The 20,057-nt window shown below is 71.6% G+C and carries 17 protein-coding genes; 7 read left to right on the plus strand and 10 right to left on the minus strand.

Annotation, left to right across the window (positions count from 1 at the left end; genetic code table 11):
• The first annotated feature begins 306 nt into the window (after positions 1–306).
• The gene (locus tag ACF053_RS26345) at positions 307–810 is read left to right on the plus strand and encodes an Lrp/AsnC family transcriptional regulator (RefSeq protein ID WP_391956265.1); all 504 of its coding nucleotides are present in this window, start codon (positions 307–309) and stop codon (positions 808–810) included.
• Positions 807–1,496 carry an HAD family hydrolase gene (locus ACF053_RS26350; RefSeq protein ID WP_391956266.1) on the plus strand — a complete coding sequence of 230 codons (690 nt, stop codon included), beginning with the start codon at positions 807–809 and terminating at the stop codon, positions 1,494–1,496. Before ACF053_RS26345 ends, ACF053_RS26350 begins: the two co-directional genes overlap by 4 nt.
• Here ACF053_RS26350 and ACF053_RS26355 read toward each other — a convergent pair.
• The 10 genes from ACF053_RS26355 to ACF053_RS26400 all read right to left on the minus strand — a co-directional run bounded on the left by ACF053_RS26355 (position 1,462) and on the right by ACF053_RS26400 (position 11,953).
• Positions 1,462–1,983: a hypothetical protein gene (locus tag ACF053_RS26355; protein WP_391956267.1), complete on the minus strand. Its 522-nt coding sequence runs from the start codon at positions 1,981–1,983 to the stop codon at positions 1,462–1,464. The genes ACF053_RS26350 and ACF053_RS26355 overlap by 35 nt on opposite strands.
• 176 nt (positions 1,984–2,159) lie before the next feature.
• Complete coding sequence (locus ACF053_RS26360) at positions 2,160–3,632, minus strand: non-reducing end alpha-L-arabinofuranosidase family hydrolase (protein ID WP_391956268.1); 1,473 nt, start codon at positions 3,630–3,632, stop codon at positions 2,160–2,162.
• The gene (locus tag ACF053_RS26365) at positions 3,632–4,402 is read right to left on the minus strand and encodes a cupin domain-containing protein (RefSeq protein ID WP_391956269.1); all 771 of its coding nucleotides are present in this window, start codon (positions 4,400–4,402) and stop codon (positions 3,632–3,634) included. The genes ACF053_RS26360 and ACF053_RS26365 overlap by 1 nt, the downstream gene beginning before the upstream one ends.
• Positions 4,399–5,259 (minus strand): DUF6807 domain-containing protein, encoded by an 861-nt coding sequence (locus ACF053_RS26370; protein ID WP_391956270.1) that lies wholly within the window; start codon positions 5,257–5,259, stop codon positions 4,399–4,401. The genes ACF053_RS26365 and ACF053_RS26370 overlap by 4 nt, the downstream gene beginning before the upstream one ends.
• On the minus strand, positions 5,256–6,302 hold the full coding sequence (locus tag ACF053_RS26375; protein ID WP_391956271.1) for a Gfo/Idh/MocA family protein: 1,047 nt from the start codon (positions 6,300–6,302) through the stop codon (positions 5,256–5,258). The genes ACF053_RS26370 and ACF053_RS26375 overlap by 4 nt, the downstream gene beginning before the upstream one ends.
• The gene (locus ACF053_RS26380; RefSeq protein WP_391956272.1) at positions 6,299–7,339 is read right to left on the minus strand and encodes an endo-1,4-beta-xylanase; all 1,041 of its coding nucleotides are present in this window, start codon (positions 7,337–7,339) and stop codon (positions 6,299–6,301) included. Before ACF053_RS26380 ends, ACF053_RS26375 begins: the two co-directional genes overlap by 4 nt.
• Positions 7,340–7,365: 26 nt before the next feature.
• Positions 7,366–8,778, minus strand: a complete 1,413-nt coding sequence (locus ACF053_RS26385; protein WP_391956273.1) for a glycoside hydrolase family 30 protein — start codon at positions 8,776–8,778, stop codon at positions 7,366–7,368.
• 37 nt (positions 8,779–8,815) lie between these two features.
• Positions 8,816–9,646 (minus strand): carbohydrate ABC transporter permease, encoded by an 831-nt coding sequence (locus tag ACF053_RS26390; RefSeq protein WP_391956274.1) that lies wholly within the window; start codon positions 9,644–9,646, stop codon positions 8,816–8,818.
• A complete protein-coding gene (locus ACF053_RS26395; protein ID WP_391956391.1) occupies positions 9,643–10,578 on the minus strand; it encodes a carbohydrate ABC transporter permease in 936 nt (311 codons plus the stop codon). Before ACF053_RS26395 ends, ACF053_RS26390 begins: the two co-directional genes overlap by 4 nt.
• 82 nt (positions 10,579–10,660) lie before the next feature.
• Positions 10,661–11,953: an extracellular solute-binding protein gene (locus ACF053_RS26400; protein ID WP_391956275.1), complete on the minus strand. Its 1,293-nt coding sequence runs from the start codon at positions 11,951–11,953 to the stop codon at positions 10,661–10,663.
• 229 nt (positions 11,954–12,182) lie between these two features.
• Here ACF053_RS26400 and ACF053_RS26405 point away from each other — a divergent pair, with 229 nt between their 5' ends.
• The 5 genes from ACF053_RS26405 to ACF053_RS26425 all read left to right on the plus strand — a co-directional run bounded on the left by ACF053_RS26405 (position 12,183) and on the right by ACF053_RS26425 (position 19,885).
• Positions 12,183–13,196 (plus strand): LacI family DNA-binding transcriptional regulator, encoded by a 1,014-nt coding sequence (locus ACF053_RS26405; RefSeq protein WP_391956276.1) that lies wholly within the window; start codon positions 12,183–12,185, stop codon positions 13,194–13,196.
• A gap of 9 nt (positions 13,197–13,205) precedes the next feature.
• A complete protein-coding gene (locus ACF053_RS26410; protein ID WP_391956277.1) occupies positions 13,206–15,425 on the plus strand; it encodes a beta-glucosidase in 2,220 nt (739 codons plus the stop codon).
• Positions 15,422–16,912 carry a glycoside hydrolase family 43 protein gene (locus ACF053_RS26415; protein ID WP_391956278.1) on the plus strand — a complete coding sequence of 497 codons (1,491 nt, stop codon included), beginning with the start codon at positions 15,422–15,424 and terminating at the stop codon, positions 16,910–16,912. Before ACF053_RS26410 ends, ACF053_RS26415 begins: the two co-directional genes overlap by 4 nt.
• Before the next feature lie 474 nt (positions 16,913–17,386).
• Complete coding sequence (locus ACF053_RS26420; protein WP_391956279.1) at positions 17,387–18,829, plus strand: endo-1,4-beta-xylanase; 1,443 nt, start codon at positions 17,387–17,389, stop codon at positions 18,827–18,829.
• A 90-nt stretch (positions 18,830–18,919) separates the two neighbouring features.
• Positions 18,920–19,885 (plus strand): glycoside hydrolase family 6 protein, encoded by a 966-nt coding sequence (locus ACF053_RS26425; protein ID WP_391956280.1) that lies wholly within the window; start codon positions 18,920–18,922, stop codon positions 19,883–19,885.
• The last annotated feature ends 172 nt before the right edge of the window (positions 19,886–20,057 follow it).

Genomic DNA, 20,057 nt, shown 5'->3' on the forward strand with positions numbered 1-20,057 from the left:
CGGTTCCGGGCGCTCGTGCCGCGGTCCGGGTGGCCGGGCCGCGGTCCGGGTGGCGGTCCTGGCGGCGGTCCGGGCGGCGGGCGGCTCCGGGTGGCCGGGCCGCGGTCCGGGTGGCCGGGCGGCAGGCGGCTCCGGGTGGCCGCGGTCGGGCCGGGCGGTCGCGTGGCCCGGACGTGCGTACCGCGGCCACCCCGGGCCCGCGCCGGTCGCCGCCCGTCCCGCACCTGGCACGGCCGGAGGGGGAGCCGGTGGGCCGTTGGTACAGTCGATGCCAGGGCCTCCCGGCCGCGAGGAGGGTGAGGGACCATGCCGGTCGACGAACTGGACACGCGGATCCTCCGGCTGCTGATCGAGCAGCCGCGCACGAGCGTGCGGGAGTACGCGCGGATCCTGGGCATCGCGCGCGGCACCCTGCAGGCCCGGCTCGACCGCCTGGAGCGAGAGGGCGTGATCACCGGTACGGGGCCCTTCCTCTCCCCCGCCGCGCTCGGCCACCCGGTGCTCGCCTTCGTCCACGTCGAGGTGACGCAGGGCCACCTGGAGGAGGTGGGCGACGCGCTCGCCGCCGTACCGGAGATCGTCGAGGCCTTCTCGATCACCGGCGGCGGGGACCTGCTGACCCGGGTGGTGGCCCGGGACAACGGCCATCTGGAGGACGTCATCCAACGGCTGATCCGGCTGCCGGGCGTGGTGCGGACGCGGACCGAGGTGGCCTTGCGCGAACGCGTGCCGTTCCGGCTGCTGCCGCTGGTGGAGGCGGTGGGCCGGGCCTCCGAGGCGACGCGGGCGGCGGGCGGGCGGGCCCGGTGACCGCCGTCCTCTTCGACCTCGACGGCACGCTCGTCGACAGCGAACCGAACTACTTCGAGGCCGGGCGCAGGACGCTGGCGCGGCACGGCGTGACGGACTTCGAGTGGGAGCGCCACACGGACTTCATCGGCATCGGGACGCGCGAGACCCTGGCGGTGCTGCGGTCCGCGTACGCGATCGCCGCGCCGCTGGAGGAGCTCCTCGCCGCCAAGAACGGCCACTACCTGGACCTGGCGCGGGCGGGGACCCGGGTCTTCCCCGGCATGCGGCGGTTCGTGGAGCGGCTGCACGCCGCGGGGGTGCCGATGGCGGTCGCGTCCGGCTCCTCCCGGACGGCGATCGGCGCCGTGCTGGCCGGTACGGGCCTCGCCGGGTACTTCCCCGTGCTCGTCTCGGCCGAGGAGGTCCCGCGCGGCAAGCCCGAGCCCGACGTGTTCCTGGAGGCCGCCCGTCGGCTGGGCGCCGACCCGGCCGACTGCGTCGTCGTGGAGGACGCCCCGCCGGGTGCGGCCGCCGCGCACGCGGCGGGCATGCGGTGCGTCGCCGTGCCGTACGTACCGGGGACGGCCGACGACCCGGCGTTCCTGCGGGCGGGCCTGCTCTTCCCCGCCGGCCAGGACGCCTTCGACCCGGCCGCGGCCTACGCCTACGTCACGGGGCGGGGGGACACCGGGTCGCCGGCGTGACGGCGGGGCCCGGTCCCCGGGGTCGCTCGCGCCGGAGGAAGGGACGCGTCCGGCGCAGCCGCCGGGTCAGCCGGGTCACCGCCCACGCGTAGGCGATGCCGAAGACGAGTGAGACGAGGAACGCCAGGTGCTTCGAGAAGCCGTCGAAGACCGGGTAGATCTGCCAGTGCGTCAGATGGATGGCGAGGGAACTCCCGGCCAGGAGGCCGGCCACCCGGTTGAGCCGGGGGCCGCTCGGCAGCGTGGGGAACCACACGAGGAGCACGAAGCCCGCCATGACGAACAGCTCGTGGCGCGGCTCACCGGGGAAGAAGCCGGGCACGGCGGCGAGCGCCGCGACCGTGACCAGCAGCCGCCGGGGCACGGTGCCCGCGCGGGCCGCCGCCCAGCCGAGCGCGAAGAGCCAGAAGACGGTGACGGCGTCGGTGATCTGGGTGCGGTCGGGGAGGCCGACGAGTTCGTAGCGGGTGAGCAGCCCGATCCCCACGAGGACGGTCGGCAGTGCGTACGGGTGGCGACGGGTGACGCGGTCGTCACGGCTCAGGTCCCGTCCAGCGTGACCACCCGCCCTCTCCGGTGGAGAGGTCGCGGGCCGTGGCGGGGCCGGGCGTCCGCCGAGCCCGCCGCTCCGGCTCCGCACCGGAGCCGGAGCGGGGCCACTCGTCAGCGCTGCAGCGTCAGCAGACCGGGCCGGTAGGGCCACTGGCCGTAGTCGCCGCCGGAGCGGGGATCGCGTCCCTGGTAGAGGAACCTCAGGTTGCAGGGATCGACCGTGAAGGTCTGGTCGGCGCCGGTGCGGATCAGCTCGCCGTGGCTGATGTCGTCGGTCCAGGTGGCGCCGCTGTTGGCCTTGCCGGCGAAGGGGTTGCTCTCGGTAGCGGCCTGGGGTGTCCAGGAACCGTTCAGGCTGGTGGCCGTGAACGAGCGGAAGTACCGGCCCCGCGAACCGATCGCCTCGACGATCATGAGGTAGCGGTCCTGGCCCTGGAGCTTGTAGACCTGCGGGGCTTCGAACAGGTTGTTCGTCGTGTCGCTCATGACCACCGTCGAGGTCGTGCCGAAACTGCCGGGGAAGTTCCCGATCGGCATGCCGGCCCGGTAGATCTTGCCGTTGTCGCCGGCGAAGAACAGGTACATGTTCGTGCCGTCACCGATGAGCGTCTGGTCGATGGGGCCCGTTCCCGAGTCCGCGATGGTTCCGGAGAAGAGCTCCTGCTCCGCCGACCAGCCGTTCGGGTTGGTGGGATCGGTCGACGTCCGGTAGGAGAAGGCCGTCCTGCCCCACTGGTAGGCGAGCACCCATAGGTTCTTCGGCGCGAAGTGGAAGAGCGTGGGCGCGACGGCGGAGCGCGACATCGCGTTCTGGCCGGCCGAGGCCATCTCCGACCAGGTGGTGAACGGGGTGAAGTTCATCGAGCCCCAGCCCGCTCCCGTCCCCGCGGCGCCGTGCGTCGTCGCGTAGACGAGGTGCTTGCCGTTGTAGGGGGCGACGGTGAAGTCCTTGAGCGAGGCCCATCCCGCCTTGGGCTGCGCCAGCGCACCCGTCGAGGACCAGCGGTACGTCGAGGGAAGGGCACAGGCGCCGGGTGTGCCACCGGCGACCCTGACGAGCTGCCACTGCTGGTTGGCGCCGCCCCAGTCGTCGTACTGGACGATGTTCGCGCCGTCGGCGGTGGAGGCGCCCTGCACTTCGAGGGCCTTGCCGCTGTGGCGGGCGATGAGCCGCACGTGGCCGTCCGCGCTGTCGGCGAGCCGCCACTGCTGGTTGGTGCCGTTCAGGTCGGTCCACTGGACGACGGGACCGCCGTTGGCAGTGGAGAGGTTGTGGACGTCCAGGACCTTGCCGGAGTGGCGGGACGCGATGCGGTAGTAGCCGTCACCGGAGGCGACGAACCGCCACTGCTGCTGGTTCTGGTCGTTCCTGGTCCACTGGGTGATCCGGGCGCCGTCACCGGTCGCCAGGTTGTGGACGTCCAGGGCCTTGCCGCTGTTGCGGTTGACCAGCACGTACCAGGCGTCGGTGTCGACGGTCGCCGCGGCGGCGGGCGGGGCACTGAGGAGAGTGGCCCCGAGCAGCAGGGACGACAGGACCGTGAGGACGAGACCGAGGACCAGGGGTGGGCGGCGATGTCTCATCAGGGGGACTCCTTCGGGGTGAGGCGGTGGGGTGACGTCGTCGAACCGCGCGGCGGCCGCGTCCCGGGGACGGGGACGGGGACGGGGACGGGGACGGGATAGGGGCGGAGAAGGCCGCACATGCCGAAGAGCGGTTCCTCCGGGCGCTCCAGCCGCGACACTTCGCCGTGTTCGAGGTGGGAGAGGTCGCCGGCCTCCAGCGCTGCCAGTTGGCAGCCGGTCGCGAGGGTCGCCGCCAGCGGGCCGTCGCGCCAGCGGATCCACCAGGCGTCCAGCAGCTCGCGCTTCAGGCGTCGGGCCGCGCTGTGGAACTCCCGCAGCCCGCCGTCGCCCCCGTCGCGCAGGGTCAGGAAGCCTTCGAGTGCCAGGTCGCGGCGGTGGCGCGCCGCCGCGGCCCCGTCGCCGGTCAGGACGGCCGCCGCCCGGTAGGCGTCGGGATCGGCCAGCACGGGCGCGGGGAAGGTGAAGACGGCGTCGCCCGCTTCGGGGAGCCCGCTGTTCTGCATGAGCACCACGAGGCGCAGGCCGCCGCCGTTGACGAGACGGTGGATCGTTCCCGGGGTGAACCAGACGACGTCGCCGGGGCGCAGCGGCGTGTCGGCGAAACCGGCGGTGGTGAGGGTCTGGACGCTGCCGGTGCCGCCGATGACGACGTACGCCTCGGAGCAGACGAGGTGCATGTGGGGGGTGCCGCCGCACAGCCCGTCGACGGCCTCCCAGTCGTACACGGTCAGCCCGGAGATCCCCACGCCGCCGGGGAGCCCGGTCACCACGGGTGGTCCGCGATGTGGCGGGTCAGGCGCCCGAAGGTCCACGCGCCGTCGGCCACGACGATTCGGTAGCGGCGCGACAGGGTGTCTCCCGGGGCCAGCGGCAGTTCCTCGTCGAACGCCAGGGACGGGTTGACGGCGGGGATGGGCTCACTGCGGACGAACCATCGACAGGGGGCGTCCGGATCGTCCTGGAACAGCAGCGTGGAGGAGCGGTCGACCTCGTCGTGTGTGCCGACGAAGGCGAGCCAGTCCCCCTGCTCGCCCATCCCGGGGCCGATCACCTCGCCACCGGTGAAGGCGCGCGGGCCGCGCCAGAACAGACCGGAGTAGCCGGCGAGCTCCCTGCCCTGGGTGCCGGGGCTGCCGAACGTCAGAGCGGTGGCGCGGACGTTGGTGAGCGCGACCGTGACGTCCAGGGTCCAGGAGTCGGCCTCGACGTCGCATGCGGTCAGCGTGCGGCGCTCGTCGATCCAGTGCTCCCCCGCCATGGTGTGCCAGGCCAGGTCCTCGGTGATCAGGGCGCGGCCGTGGTCCGTTTCGGCGGACAGCGCGAGGCTGCGCATCGTGCCGAGGTTCGGCAGGTCGACGTAACCCCGCCCGCGCAGGTAGGTGCCGCCGCCCCAGAAGTTCTGTCCTGACACCCATGACGCCGTGAACTGGATGCCCTTGTGCCAGCGGTGGTCGTGCGGCCGGTATCCGGTGACCACGTCGCCGGCGAGCGTGCGCACCGGATGCAGATAGGGCTTCGGCGCCTCGAAGGGGTCCATGACCGGCCGGTGCACATAGCGCAAGAGGTCGGCCCCGTGAGCCCGGACGGTCAGCGCGTCCTCGTGCTCCAGGAGTTCGAGCGTCACCGGAAGACCTCCGGCCGGCCGCCGTTGAGCGACGCGTGGAACGGGTCGGCCGCGTCGATCTCCCCGCGCCGGACCGGCCGGCCGGTGATCGCGGCCTTGTACAGGGCGGTGACCAGTTCCATGGTGGGCCTGCCGAGGTCGGGCCGGGTCCCGGCCTCGTAGCCGTCGAGGAAGGCCGCGAGCTGGGCGGTGTGCGAGCTGGGCAGGTCGTCCGGAGGGTCCCACGTCGCGCGGGGCGTCCTGGCGGTGAACGTCCAGTCCGCGTTGGAGTAGCCGTAGAGGTGGCGCAGTTCGACCGTGGCGTCGGCGAGGTCGAACCTCAGGTAGCTCTCCTCGCGTGGCGACAGGACGCTGTTGAGCACCGTCGCGATGGCTCCGCTCTCGAAGCGGACCAGGGCCGCGGACACGTCCTCGGTCCGCACGTCGCGCTCCAGGCGGCCGGCCATCGCGCGCACCTCGGCCCATGCGCCGAGCACCGCGAGCATCAGGTCCATCTGGTGGATGCCGTGGCCCAGCGTCGGGCCACCGCCCTCGCTCTCCCAGGTGCCGCGCCACGGCACCTCGTAGTAGGCGTCGTCGCGGTACCACGCCGTGACGCACTGCGCGACCAGCGGACGGCCCAGCGTCCCGGCCGCGATCCGGTCGCGCAGGTACCGGGCCCCCGTGCCGTACCGGTGCTGGAACACCGCGCCCGCGAAGGCGGGCCCCTCGGCCGCGTGGATCCGGTCCAGCTCGGCCAGCGACAGCGCCACCGGCTTCTCGCACCACACCCAGGCCCCCGCCTCCAGACACGCCACGGCCTGGTCGGCGTGCAGGTACGGAGGGGTGCACAGGTGCACGAGGTCCGGCCGCTGCTCACGGAGCATCGTGTCCAGGTCGGTGTGGACGGCGGGGATGCCGTGTTCGGCCGCGAACGCCTCGGCGCGCGCGGCGTCCACGTCGACGGCTGCCACGATCACGGCCCGGTGCGCCTGCGCCCGGAGGGCGGGGACGTGGCAGATGCCGGCGATCCCACCCGTCCCGACGATCGCCGTCCTGATCATCCGCCCAGCACCTTCCGGATCGCGTGGTAGGCGGGCTTGGGCACCAGGTTCTCGTCGTAGGGCAGCGCGGCGCCCTCGCCGGGGAAGACGGAGGGGATCCACGAGTACTTGTCCGTGTAGTCCCAGAGGGTGACGCCGACGCATTTCCTGACCGCCAGGCAGGCTTTGACGTAGTCGGCGTACCAGGTGGCCTGGGTTGCGAGCATCGAAGGGGTCGCCGGGAGGCGCATCCGGATGTCGAGCTCGGTGACCGCGACCTCGACCCCGAGGTCGGCGAAGCGCTGCATGTTCTGCCGGACGTCGGCGGGGAAGCCGTACTGGAGCGCCAGGTGGCCCTGGATGCCGAAGCCCTCCACCGGGACGCCGTCGGCCTTCAGCTGCTTGATCAGGGCGTGGTAGGCGTCGCTCTTGGGGCCGATTCCGTCGACGTTGTAGTCGTTGAGGTACAGCTTGGCGTGCCGGTCGGCCTCGTGGGCCCAGCGCAGGGCGTCGGCGATGTAACCGGGGCCGAGCGTCTTGTGGAAGAGGGACTCGCGGTAGGTTCCGTCCTCGTTGAACGCCTCGTTGACGACGTCCCAGTGGATCACCTGGCCCTTGTAGTGCCGGACCACCGTCTGGATGTGGTTCTTGAGGACGGCGCGCAGCTCTCCGGCGGTCCAGCTGCGTTCGGTGAGCCAGGCGGGGAGCTGGCTGTGCCAGACGAGGGTGTGGCCGCGGACCTTCTGGCGGTGCGCCTTGGCGAAGGCCACGACCTCGTCGCCGGCGGTGAAGTCGAAGACGCCGCGCTCGGGCTCGGTGGCGTACCACTTCATGGCGTTGCCGGGGGTGGTCTGCCCGAACTCGCTGCCGAGGAGCCTCAGATAGGCGGCGTCGGTGAACTCGGGGTTGTCGGTGGCCGAGCCGAAGTACTTGTGGTGCTTCTCGGCCAGCTCGCCCAGTGTCCTCGGACGGGGCTCGGCCGTGGCGGGAGCGGCGGCGAGGCCGGCCGCGAGGCAGAGGGTGGTGGACAGGGCGATGAGGTGCCGGGACAGGGACATGGATGACTCCTCGGGTGCCGGGCGGTTCAGTCGAGGACGATCGTGGTCAGCGCGCGCGGGGCGAGTGTGGCCGTGAGGGTCGTGCCGTGCGTGGAGACGATGTCGGCCGGGGTGATCGAGCGGGTCTCGTCGGTGACGTAGCCGTCGGGGTGCCGGTCCCTCCCGCCGCGAAGGGCGAACTCGGCGGGGCGTTCGGTGGTCGCGGTGTTGAGGATCTGGATCACGCGGCTGCCGTCGGTGTTGCGGAAGGCCGTCATCCGCAGTGCGGGGTCGGTGTTCGTGACCGGCACGCGGACGGCACCGGGGCGGATGAAGCGGCTGAAGGCGGCCAGTGCCCAGTACCGCTTGGACACCCGGTAGTCGTCACCGGGGTCGGCGAGCCGGATCAGACCTCGGGTCGCGCCGAGGGAGGCGCCGACCCAGTAGACGTAGGCGTTGGCGTTGCCGACGGTCAGGGTGTGGTGGATGTCGGCCGCGACGGTGAAGCCGTCGTAGCCGCTGCCGTCGTCCCAGCTCTCGTTCCAGGTGGCGCCGTCCGGCGACCACTCCGACATCCACACGCGCTTGTCGGTCGGCTGCGGGACCGAGGTGGGACCGCTGTAGCGGTGGCCGGTGACGGTCCGCACGGCCCTGTCGGCCGCGGGGTCCGCCTCGATGGCCTCGGTGTAGGCGACCTGGCGGTCCCAGCCCGCGGCGTCGCAGCAGACCAGCTCCGTCTTCAGTCCGGACGCGCGGACGGTCGGCCCGAGCACCTTGAGGAAGTCGACGGCCTGCTGCGGGGTGAAGCGCATCGAGGCGTAGGTCGCCGTCCAGTCGGGTTCGTTGGTGAACCCCAGGTCGGTGATCCTGATGCCTTCCCGCTGGTAGAACCTCGCGTACTGGACGAGGTAGTTCGCGTAGGCCTGACGCCACGCGGGCAGGAGTTCCCCGCCGTCGTTCTCGCTGCCGTTGCTCTTCATGAAGGCCGGGGCGCTCCAGGCGTCGGCGAAGAACCGTCTGACGCCGTACGCCTTGGCCTCCTTGGCGAGCCGGACCTGGCCGGCGTCCCAGCCGTCCCAGACGTACGTAGGCGTGGCGTGCGGCCCGCCGGGATCGGTCGGCAGGATCGTCGGCATGTGGTCGTAGACCCGGTCGGTCGACGACCCGATGCCCAGACGCAGGATCGAGAGGCCCGCGCCCTTGTCCTTGCTGAGCAGCAGGTCGAGGACCTCGCGCTGCTTCGCCGGGCCGAGGCCGCGCGCGCCGTACAGCAGGTCGGCCCGCTGGAAGGCCATCGAGAAGCCGAATCCGTCGATGGGCTGGAGTGCGGCGTGGAAGTCGACGGCGGGTCGCGCCGGGTCTGCGGGTCGCGCGGGGTCGGCAGGTCGCGCGGGGTCGGCGGCGGCCTGCGAGGTGAGTGCCAGCATCAGGACGGCTGACAGCGCGGTCAGACGTTTCACGGGGGTCTCCTCGGGGGTGGAGGTGACGCGGGGCGGGTCAGCCCTTGGTGGCGCCCGCGGTGAGGCCACCGATCAACTGGCGCTCGGCGACGGCGTAGAAGGCGAGGGCGGGGACCATGGCGAGCACGACGTAGGCGAGGACGAGCGCGTAGTCGGTCGAGTACTGGCCCTGGAACTGCTGGACGCCGACGGGGATCGTCTGCCACTTCGGATCGTTGAACACCAGCAGCGGCAGGAGGAAGTTGTTCCAGCTCGCGACGATCGCCAGCACCGAGACCGTGCCGAGTGCCGGCCGCGCCATCGGCAGCAGGATCCTCCAGAAAAAGCGGAACTTGCCGCAGCCGTCCATGACGGCTGCCTCCTCGATCTCCGCCGGGATGGTCCGGAAGAACCCACGCAGAATGATGATCGTCATGGGGAGCCCGAAGGCGGCCTGCGGGAGGATGACTCCGAGCGGGTTGTCGAGCAGGTCGACCTCGCGCAGCAGCAGGAACAGCGGCAGGACGGCCACCGCGAACGGGAACATCAGCCCGATCGTGAACAGCGTGTAGAACAGCTCCCTGCCGCGGAAGGCGTACCGGGCCAGCACGAACGCCGCCATCGCGGAGGCCGCCACCGTGCAGCACGTCGTGCCGATCGCGATGCCCGCGCTGTTGGCGATCTGCTGCCAGAACATTCCGTCGCCGAGAATGCCGGTGTAGTTGCCGGTCTTCCAGTGCTCCGGCAGGCCGAACGGGTCGGTCGACAGCTCGGCGGTGCTCTTGAAGCCGGAGATCACCGCGTAGACCAGCGGCACCACGAAGAACGCGGCGATCAGCCATACCGCGGCGTGCGACGACAGGCCGCGTGCCGCCCTGCGGGCGTTCATCGGCCACCTCCCGTGGTGACGGCCCCGCTCAGGTCACGGCGGAGCACGTAACGCTGGTAGAGGAGGGAGAAGACCAGGCTGATCATGAACAGCACCACGCTGATCGCGCTGGCGTAGCCGACCTGGTAGCGCTTGAACCCGAACTGGAACATCGAGATCGCCATCGTCTCGGAGGAGTGGTTGGGTCCGCCCGCGGTCATGACCCAGACGAGGTCGAAGAGCTGGATGGACCCGATGACCGAAAGGAAGACGCTGATCCGGATCGTCGGGCCGAGCAGCGGCAGCGTCACGTGACGGAAGCGCTGCCAGGCGCCGGCACCGTCGATGGAGGCCGCCTCGAGGATTTCGGCCGGGACGCCCTGCAGCCCGGCGAGGAAGAGCATCATGTGGAAGCCGAAGTACTTCCAGACCATGACCACGAAGAGGGTCGGCATGACCGTCGAGGGGTCGGCGAGCCACGTGCCCTGCAGCCCCTCCAGGCCGAGGAGGCCGACGAGGTGATCGGCCATGCCGGCGCCGGGCAGGAAGATCATCGTGAAGAGGACCGCCGTGACCACCTCGGACAGGATGTACGGGGCGAAGAACAGCATCCGGTAGACGGCGCGGCCACGCAGCCTCTGGTTGAGCAGCACCGCGGTGAACAGGGCGAACGGCAGCTGGACCGTGATCGACAGGACGATCAGGTACAGCCCGCGCCCCAGGTCGCCGAGGAAGACCTCGTCGCCGAAGAGCCTGGTGTAGTTCGCCAGGCCGACGAAGTCGTCCATGGGGCCGATGCCGCCCCATGTGAAAAAGCTGGTGTGGACGGCGACGGCGATCGGGGCGAGGACGAAGACGAGGAAGAGGGCCAGGGCCGGGACGAGGAACCAGGCGGTCGACGCCCAGCTTCCCAGCGCGCGCGGGAGCGACCGGGACGGGGCGGGCGGGTGCACGGGGACGGCGTCCTCCGTCCACTCCCCGGCCGAGCGCTGGGCCGGGACCTCGGACGGGTCCTCGGTCGGGGTGACCACGGGACTACGCACCCTTCGCAGCCTCGGTGATCGACCGGGTGACCTGCTCGGGCGTCTTCCTGCCCGCGATGAGGTCGGCGACACTGTCGTTGACCTCCTGGCCGACCGCCGGCGGGTAGGCCTGGTCGAGGAAGAGCTGGAAGCCCGTCGCCTTGACCAGGCTGTCGGCCACCACCCTCTTGTTGGCGTCGGTGAGCCGGCGCTCCGCGCCCTTGACCACCGGCAGGTAGCCGTTGGAGGCCAGCAGCTTGGACTGGTTCTCCAGGACGAGGAACTTCAGGAAGTCCAGCGCCTCCTTCGGGGCGCCCTTGCGCAGCGCGAAGCCGCCACCGCCGCCGAACACCTCGGTGGCCCGGCCGGCTCCGCCGTCGACCGTCGGGAAGGGGAAGAAGCCCAGGTCCGCTCCGAGGTCGGCGCCGGCGTCCTTCTGCACCGACGGCGCCCACTGCCCCATCAGCTCCATGGCGGCCTTGCCGTTGCCCACGGTCGCGGCCTGGCCGCCCGGGGTGGCGTAGCCGGCGCCGAGGAAGGCCGCCTGGAACGGCCGGAGGTCGACCAGCTCCTTGAGGTGGGTACCGGCCTGGACGAAGCCCGCGCCGGTGAAGTCCCCGGTGGTCGCGGCCCGCTGCAGCGCCGGGAGGCCCGCGACCCGCATCGCGAGGTAGGCCCAGTAGTAGTGGCCCGGCCACTTCTCCTTGCCGGCGAGGGCGATCGGAGTGACGCCGACGGACTTCAACCTGGCGACGTCTGCCAGGAGTTCCGACCAGGTGGCCGGCGGCGCGGTGATACCGGCCCTGGCGAAGAGCTTCTTGTTGTACCAGAAGCCGACCATGCCGATGTCGTAGGGCACCGCGTAGGTACGGCCCTCGATCCGGTAGGCCTGCAGCGACACCGGGGTGAGGTCGGACGACCAGTCGAACGCGTCGGTGATGTCCTCGACCAGCCCCGCGTCGACCTGCTGCCGCAGCACGCCGCCGCCCCAGGTCTGGAAGACGTCGGGGAGCCTGCCGGAAGAGGTCGTGGCGGTCAGCTTGGCCTTGAACGCCTCGTTCTCCAACGAGGTCGTCTCGATCCTGACGTTCGGGTGGGCGGCCGTGAACGCCGAGGAGATCTGCGGGAAGAGGGACCTGCCCGGCTCCGTCGTGGCGATGTTCCACCACGCGAAGGTCACCTTGCCGTCGGCCGACGGCTGGTCGCCGGAGTCTCCACCGCCGCAGGCCGCAGCCAGCGGGACGGACAGTGCGGTGAGGCCCGAGAGCGCCAGGAAGCGTCGTCGACTCGGGGGAGAGCTGGCCATGGGACCTCCGAGGTGGGGTAAGGCCGATCGTCGAAAATATTTCGAAACACTCTCGAATTCCGTGCTGCCACAAACTAGGAACGCGGGGCTTCACGGTCAAGACCTGTCACCGAATTCCCTTGCAAACAGCTGCTCTTCTGCTTGACAGGTCGGCCACGGCGACCGGAGACTCGTCGAAAAGTTTGCGTTATCTGTCGCCGACCCCGGGCGTCCACGCAGAGGAGACAAGGTGAGCGAGCAGCGTCCGACCCTGGCCGTCATCGCCGCGGAGGCGGGGGTCTCCCAGGCCACCGTGTCCAAGGTGATCAACGGCCGCTCCGATGTCGCGTCCTCGACACGCGAACGGATCGAGACCCTGCTGCGATCCCACAACTACCTCCCGCCCGGCCGGCAGGGCAGGGCCCGCAGGTCGGGCCTGGTCGACCTGATCATCGGCGGTCTGGACAGCGCCTGGGCGGTGGAGATACTGCGTGGTGTCGAGGCCGAGTGCGCCCAGCGGAGCGTCGGCACCGTCGTGTCGCTCGTCCCGCCGGGCGAGGCCACCCCGTCGAGCTGGGCCGCGCTGCCGGTCCTGCACCACAGCGACGGCGTCATCCTCGTCACCGCCTCGGTCACCCAGGCCCAGCGCGCCCAGGTCGAACGGGCCGGGGTGGCGCTGGTCGTCATCGACCCGATCGACCTGCCGGGCAACGGCGTGCCGAGCATCGGCGCGACCAACTGGGCGGGCGGTCTCGCCGCCACGGAGCACCTGCTGGAGATGGGCCACCGCCGGATCGCCGCGATCGGCGGGCGCAGGGACATGCTCTGCAGCCAGGCCCGCATCGACGGGTACCGGGCCGCGCTGGAGCGGGCCGGGATCGAGGTGGACCGCGACCTGATCCGGTTCGGCGACTTCCAGCACGAGGGCGGGTTCCGGCGCGCCCGGGAACTGCTCGACCTGCCCGAGCCGCCGACCGCCATCTTCGCCGGCAGCGACCAGCAGTCGATGGGCGTGTACGAGGCCGCCCGGCAGCGCGGCTTGAGCATCCCGCAGGACCTCAGCGTGGTCGGCTTCGACGACCTGCCGATGTGCGAGTGGCTGTCTCCTCCGCTGACGACGGTGCGTCAGCCGCTGGAGGAGATGGGCCGGCTCGCCGCCCGCACGCTCTTCCAGCTCCTGGAACGGCAGCCCCTGGTCAGCCCCCGGATGGAACTCTCGACCGAGCTGAAGGTCCGGCTCTCCACCGCCCCGCCTCGTCGCTAGGAGACCCCCTTGACCGAGCCCTGGCGTGACCCCCGCCTGCCCGCGTCCGTACGAGCCGCCGACCTGCTGAGACGCATGACGCTGGAGGAGAAGGCGGGGCAACTCACCGGCTACTGGGCGCTGCCCTCCGATCCGGGAGCACCTGTCGCGCCGATGGAGGACGACTCCGGCGAGTCCGCGCCCGGCCTCGACGACATCGTCGCCCACGGGCTCGGCCAGCTCACCCGGGTGTACGGAACCGCCCCGATCGCCGCGGAAGCCGGGATGGAACGGCTCGCCTCGCTCCAGCGGCAGGTGACCGGGGCCGGCCGGTTCGGGATCCCGGCGGTCGCTCACGAGGAGTGCCTGACCGGGTTCATGACGTTCGGGGCCACGGTCTTCCCCGGGCCGCTGGCCTGGGGTGCGTCCTTCGATCCCGGGCTCGTGCGGCAGATGGCCGCCGCCATCGGCGAGGGGATGCGGCGGGTGGGCGTCCACCAGGGGCTGGCTCCGGTCCTCGACGTGGTCCGCGACTACCGGTGGGGAAGGACCGAGGAGTGCATCGGCGAGGACCCCTACCTCGTCGGAGCGATCGGCACCGCCTACGTGCAGGGCTTGGAAGGCGCCGGGGTCGTGGCGACGCTCAAGCACTTCGCCGGGTACTCGGCCTCACGCGGCGGCCGGAACATGGCCCCGGTCGCCTCGGGGCCGCGCGAGTTCGCCGACGTCCTGGTCGAGCCCTTCGTACGGGCGCTCCGGGAGGGGGGCGCCCGGTCGGTGATGAACAGCTACACCGACGTGGACGGCGTCCCCGTGGCCGCCGACGAACGACTGCTGACCGATCTGCTCAGGGGTGAGCTCGGCTTCGGCGGGGTGGTCGTCGCCGACTACTACGCCGTCTCCTTCCTGGAGACCCGGCACTGCGTCACCGGGTCGCGCGGCGCGGCCGGCGCGCTGGCGCTGACCGCCGGAATCGACGTCGAGCTGCCCACGGCCCGCTGCTACGGCGAGCCGCTGACGAAGCTCGTGCGGTCGGGAGACGTACCCGAGGCGCTCGTCGACCGCGCCGCGGAACGGGTGCTGCGCCAGAAGGCGGAGCTCGGCCTGCTCGACCCCGACTGGGAACCCGTCAAGCCCGAGCCGGTCGACCTCGACCCGCCGGAGAACCGGGCACTGGCCAGGCTTCTGGCGGAGCGGTCCACCGTGCTGCTCGCCAACGACGGCATCCTGCCGCTGCGGCCGTGCCGGGTCGCGGTCAGCGGACCCTACGCCGACGACCCGCAGTCCTTCCTCGGCTGTTACTCCTTCCCCAACCACGTCGCGCTCCCCGGCGACCTCGGGCTGGAGATCCCGACGCTCGGCGAGGCGCTCACCGCCGCCGGGTTCACGGTCACCGCGGACGATCCGGACGTGCACGTGCTGGTGCTCGGGGACCGGGCCGGCATGTTCGGCCGGGGCAGCTCCGGGGAGGGCTGCGACGCCGAGACCCTCGACCTGCCCGGCGACCAGGCCGCACTCGCCTCCGCCGTACTGGACTCCGGGGTGCCGACCGTCCTGGTCCTCGTCTCCGGCCGGCCGTACGCGCTCGGCTCGCTGGCCGAGCGCGCGTCCGCCGTGGTGCAGGCCTTCTTCCCCGGCGAGGAGGGCGGGACGGCGCTGGCCCGGATCATCAGCGGGGCCGCGGAACCGTCCGGGCGGCTGCCCGTCTCCGTCCCCCGCCGGGTCGGCGGCCAGCCCGGCACCTACCTGCACTCCAGGCTCGGCGGGCACACCGACTGGAGCTCGGTGGACCCGACCCCGCTGTTCCCCTTCGGACACGGGCTGAGCTGGACCCGCTTCGACCTCTCGGAGCTGGCGGTGGATCCCGTCGCCGCGACGGACGGATCCGTCCGCGTCGCGGTCACCGTGCGCAACGTCGGTGAGGTGGCGGGGACCGAGGTGGTCCAGCTGTACCTCTCGGACCCCGAGGCGTCCGTCGTCCGGCCGCAGCGGTGGCTCGCCGGGTTCTGCAGGGTCGAGCTGCGGCCGGACGCGGCCGCCCGGGTCACCTTCACCGTCCACGCCGACCGGACCTCCTTCACCGGGGTCGACCTGCGCAGAAGAGTGGAGCCCGGGGAGATCGGCGTGGCCGTCGGGCGGTCCAGCGGGGACCTTCCGCTCCGGGGCTCCTTCACCCTGCACGGTCCCGTACGCCACCCGGCGGCCGACCGGGTGCTGTCCGTGCCGGTCGAGACGGTCCCGGTTCCGTGACCGCGCTGTTCGGCGATCCCGTGCTGCCCGGGTTCCGGCCCGACCCGTCCGTGTGCCGGGTGGGAGCGGACTACTACCTGGTGACGTCCAGCTTCGAATGGTTCCCCGGCCTTCCCGTGTTCCACAGCCGCGATCTCGTGAACTGGCGGCGTCTCGGCTCCGCGCTCGACCGGCCGTCCCAGCTCGATCTCGACGGGTGTGCGCCCTCACGCGGTCTGTTCGCGCCGACGATCAGGCACCATGACGGGGTCTTCCACCTCGTCTGCACGCTGATGGACGGCCCCGGCCATTTCGTCGTCACGGCGACCGACCCGGCGGGACCGTGGTCGGAGCCGCAGTGGCTGGAGGGCGACGGCTTCGACCCCTCGTTGTTCTTCGACGACGGGCCAAAGGACGGCGACGGCCGTGCCTGGTTCACCGCCGCCCGCGTCCTGGACGAGGCCGCCGGCCGCACCGAGATCTGGATGCGCGAGTACCTTCCCCGCGAGCGACGGCTCACGGGACCCGAGTACGTCCTGTGGTCGGGAAGCCGGCCGGCCGCCCGTTGGTCGGAGGCCCCGCACCTCTACCGGATCGACGGCACCTGCCTCCTGCTCACCGCGGAGGGCGGCACCGGTGTGGACCACCGTGTGGTGGCCGCCCGCGCCGACCACGTGACCGGCCCGTACGAGGGTGCCCCCGCCAACCCGGTGCTGCCTCCCGCCACGGGCCCGGTCACCTGCACCGGGCACGCCGACCTCGTCCAGACCCCGCACGGCGACTGGCGGGCCGTCCTCCTGGGCGTCCGCCCGGGCTCCGCCATCGGCCGCGAGACCTTCCTCAGCCGGGTCACCTGGAGCGACGGCTGGCCGGTCTTCTCCCCGGTCGGCCACACGAGTCCCCGCCACCGTCTCCACGACGACTTCGCCGCCCTCTCCGCCGACTGGAGCACCCTGCGCACCCCACGCGCGCCGTTCTGGACCACCGGTGACGGGCTCCGCCTCCGGCTCCGCCCCGAACGCCTCGGCGAACGCACCGTCCCGTCCCTCCTGGCCCGCCCCCAGGAGCAACACGACTGCGACGTGTCCACCGAACTGCACTTCACCCCCGCCGCACCAGGCGAACAGGCCGGCCTCGCCGTGGTCCTCGACGACGACGCCCACCTCCTCCTCCTTCGCACCACGGAAGGGCTCGTCCTCCGTCACGGGCCTGACGTCCTGGCCGACGTTCCCGTCCCCCCGGGCCCCCTTCGTCTGGGAGTCCGCATCCGCGGCTTCAGCCATTCCTTCCGCCACGCGGCACCCGACGGCGCCTGGCAGGACCTGGCCGCCGTCGAAGCCACCTTCCTCACTCCGCTGTTCACCAGCGTCCAGCTCGGCGTCTACGCCACGTCCGCCGGCCGTCCCTCCACCAATCGGGCCCGTTTCACATGGTTCGACATCACGTATCCGCACCGGCGGGAACCGGCGGGACAGCAGAGGCGCCGGCGGGCGGCGCCCGCCGCGTGATGCCGCCGGCGAACCGGCGGCAGCGGCAGTCGACCGTACGCGGAGAATGCCGGCCGCCGCACAGGAGGAAAGCGCCGAGCAGTTGCACACCGGCGAAGAGCTTCCGCCCATCTCGGATATCCCTGCGCCCGTCCGACCGGAAAGACGCGGGCGACTCGACGGCAGCCGCAGATCGGGCGCCTTCCTCCTCGAAACATTTCGATGGGGAAGGCGCCCGTGGAATTGCCTTCCGAGCCACCTCGAAGAGGCAGGACTTCGAAACACCTTCGAAACCATTGACATGCCCATGTCGTATTCTCACACTGATTTCCAAGGTGGTGTCACTTCTCCTCCCACACCCCCGCGGTGCCGTCTCGAATGGTCACGTCCTCGCGGCACACACCCCCTTTCCCGTAGGCGCGGGACACCGGAGAAGAAAAGCCCTCGTGCCGCGCTCGAATCCTTCCGTGTGATTTCCGTCCTGGAGGCTCAGTCATGCGCCCACACCTCGTTCGGCCGTCCACTCTCCGCAGAAAGATCGGCGGTGTGTGCGCGGCGCTGATCGTCGGCGTCCTCGGTTCGGCCACCGTCCTGGTGGCGCCGCCGGCCTCTGAGGCCGCCGAGAGCACGCTCGGCCGTGCGGCGGCCCAGAGCGGCCGCTACTTCGGCACCGCCATCGCCTCGGGAAGGCTCAACGACTCGACGTACACGACGATCGCGAGCCGCGAGTTCAACTCCGTGACCGCCGAGAACGAGATGAAGATCGACGCCACCGAACCCCAGCAGGGCCGGTTCGACTTCACCGCCGCCGACCGCGTCCACAACTGGGCGGTGCAGCACGGCAAGCAGGTGCGCGGCCACACCCTGGCCTGGCACTCCCAGCAGCCCGCCTGGATGCAGAACCTCAGCGGCAGCGCCCTGCGTCAGGCGATGGTCAACCACATCAACGGCGTGATGGCCCACTACAAGGGCAAGATCGCCCAGTGGGACGTCGTGAACGAGGCGTTCGCCGACGGCCCCTCGGGAGCCCGGCGCGACTCCAACCTGCAGCGCACCGGCAACGACTGGATCGAGGTCGCCTTCCGCGCCGCGCGCGCCGCCGACCCGGCCGCCAAGCTCTGCTACAACGACTACAACGTCGAGAACTGGACCTGGGCCAAGACCCAGGCCATGTACGCCATGGTCCGGGACTTCAAGCAGCGCGGCGTGCCCATCGACTGCGTCGGCTTCCAGTCGCACTTCAACAGCGACAGCCCCTACAACAGCAACTTCCGCACCACCCTCCAGAACTTCGCCGCCCTCGGCGTCGACGTGGCCATCACGGAACTCGACATCCAGGGCGCCTCGCCCACCACCTACGCCAACGTGACCAACGACTGCCTGGCCGTCCCGCGCTGCCTCGGCATCACCGTCTGGGGGGTACGCGACACCGACTCCTGGCGACCGCAGCACTCGCCCCTGCTGTTCAACGGCGACGGCAGCAAGAAGCCCGCTTACACGTCCGTCCTCAACGCCCTCAACGCCGTCTCCCCCACCCCCACCCCGACGCCCTCCCCCGGCTCCGGACAGATCAGGGGAGTCGCCTCGGGCCGGTGCCTGGACGTGCCCGGAGGCAGTACGACCGACGGCATCCAGCTCCAGCTGTGGGACTGCGGCAACGGCGCCAACCAGCAGTGGACCCACACCGCCACGGGCGAGCTCAGGGTCTACGGCGACAAGTGCCTGGACGCCGCCGGCACCGGCAACGGAGCCAAGGTGCAGATCTACCGCTGCTGGGGCGGTGACAACCAGAAGTGGCGCCTCGACTCCGACGGTTCCATCGTCGGCGTCCAGTCCGGCCTCTGCCTCGACGCCGCCGCCAACGGCACCACCAACGGCACCCTGATCCAGCTCTACTCCTGCTGGAACGGTGCCAACCAGCGCTGGACCCGCACCTGACCTGGTGCACCACCGCACGTCCTCACCGCGTCGCCCGCTCGGGACGAGACCGCGCGACGCATCCGCCGTCAGGAAACCGAGGTAACCGCCATGCGCCGCACAGTCCGCGCCCTCGTCACCGCCCTTGCCGCGCTGCCACTGGCGCTCGCCGTCGCGCCGCCCGCCCACGCGGCGGACCCCACCACCATGACCAGCGGCTTCTACGTGGACCCGAACTCCAGCGCCAAGCAGTGGGTCGCCGCCAACGCCGGTGACGGCCGGGCGCCCGCCATCCACACGTCCCTGGCCAACACGCCCACGGCCCGCTGGTTCGGCGCCTGGAGCGGCACCATAGGCACCGCCACGGGCGCGTACGTCGGGGCGGCGGACCACGCGGACAAGCTGCCCGTCCTGGTCGCCTACAACATCCACCTCCGAGACTCGTGCGGCGGGCACTCCGGAGGCGGGGCATCATCGCCCTCCGCCTACGCGACCTGGATCGCGCAGTTCGCCGGCGGGATCGCCAACCGCCCGGCCGTCGTCGTCCTCGAACCCGACTCTCTCGCGGACTACGGCTGCCTGAACCCGACCCAGGTCCGCGAACGTCAGGGCATGATCAGCGGCGCCCTCGCCGAGTTCAACCGTCAGGCGCCCAACACCTGGGTCTACCTGGACGCGGGCAACCCCGGCTGGGTGAGCGCGGCGACGATGGCCCAGCGCCTCCACGAGGCAGGCCTCCGCCAGGCCCGCGGTTTCTCCCTCAACGTCTCGAACTACTACACCACCGCCCAGAACACGGCCTACGGCAACGCCGTCAACAGCGCGCTCGCCGCCCGCTACGGCTACACCAAGCCGTTCGTCGTCGACACCAGCCGCAACGGCAACGGCTCCAACGGCGAGTGGTGCAACGCCGCGGGCCGCCGCATCGGCACCCCCACCCAGATGGGAGGCGGCGCCGAGATGCTGCTGTGGATCAAGGCCCCCGGCGAGTCCGACGGCAACTGCGGCGTCGGCACCGGCTCCTCGGCCGGTCAGTTCCTCCCGGAGGCCGCCTACAGGATGATCTACGGCTACTGACATCCACTCCTGCGGCCGGGACTCCGCCGCCCCGCGACCGGGCCACGGGCCACCACCGGGGGGCGGGGTCCCGCGCGCGTGCGCGGGACCTCCTCACTCACCCCCGGGCGCCGCCCGCTCCGGCGGGACCCGAGGGACCTGGCTGGTTCACGGCGTCGCGATCACCGCGAAA

The organism is Streptomyces kanasensis (genome assembly GCF_043077165.1).
Lineage (GTDB): Bacteria > Actinomycetota > Actinomycetes > Streptomycetales > Streptomycetaceae > Streptomyces > Streptomyces changanensis.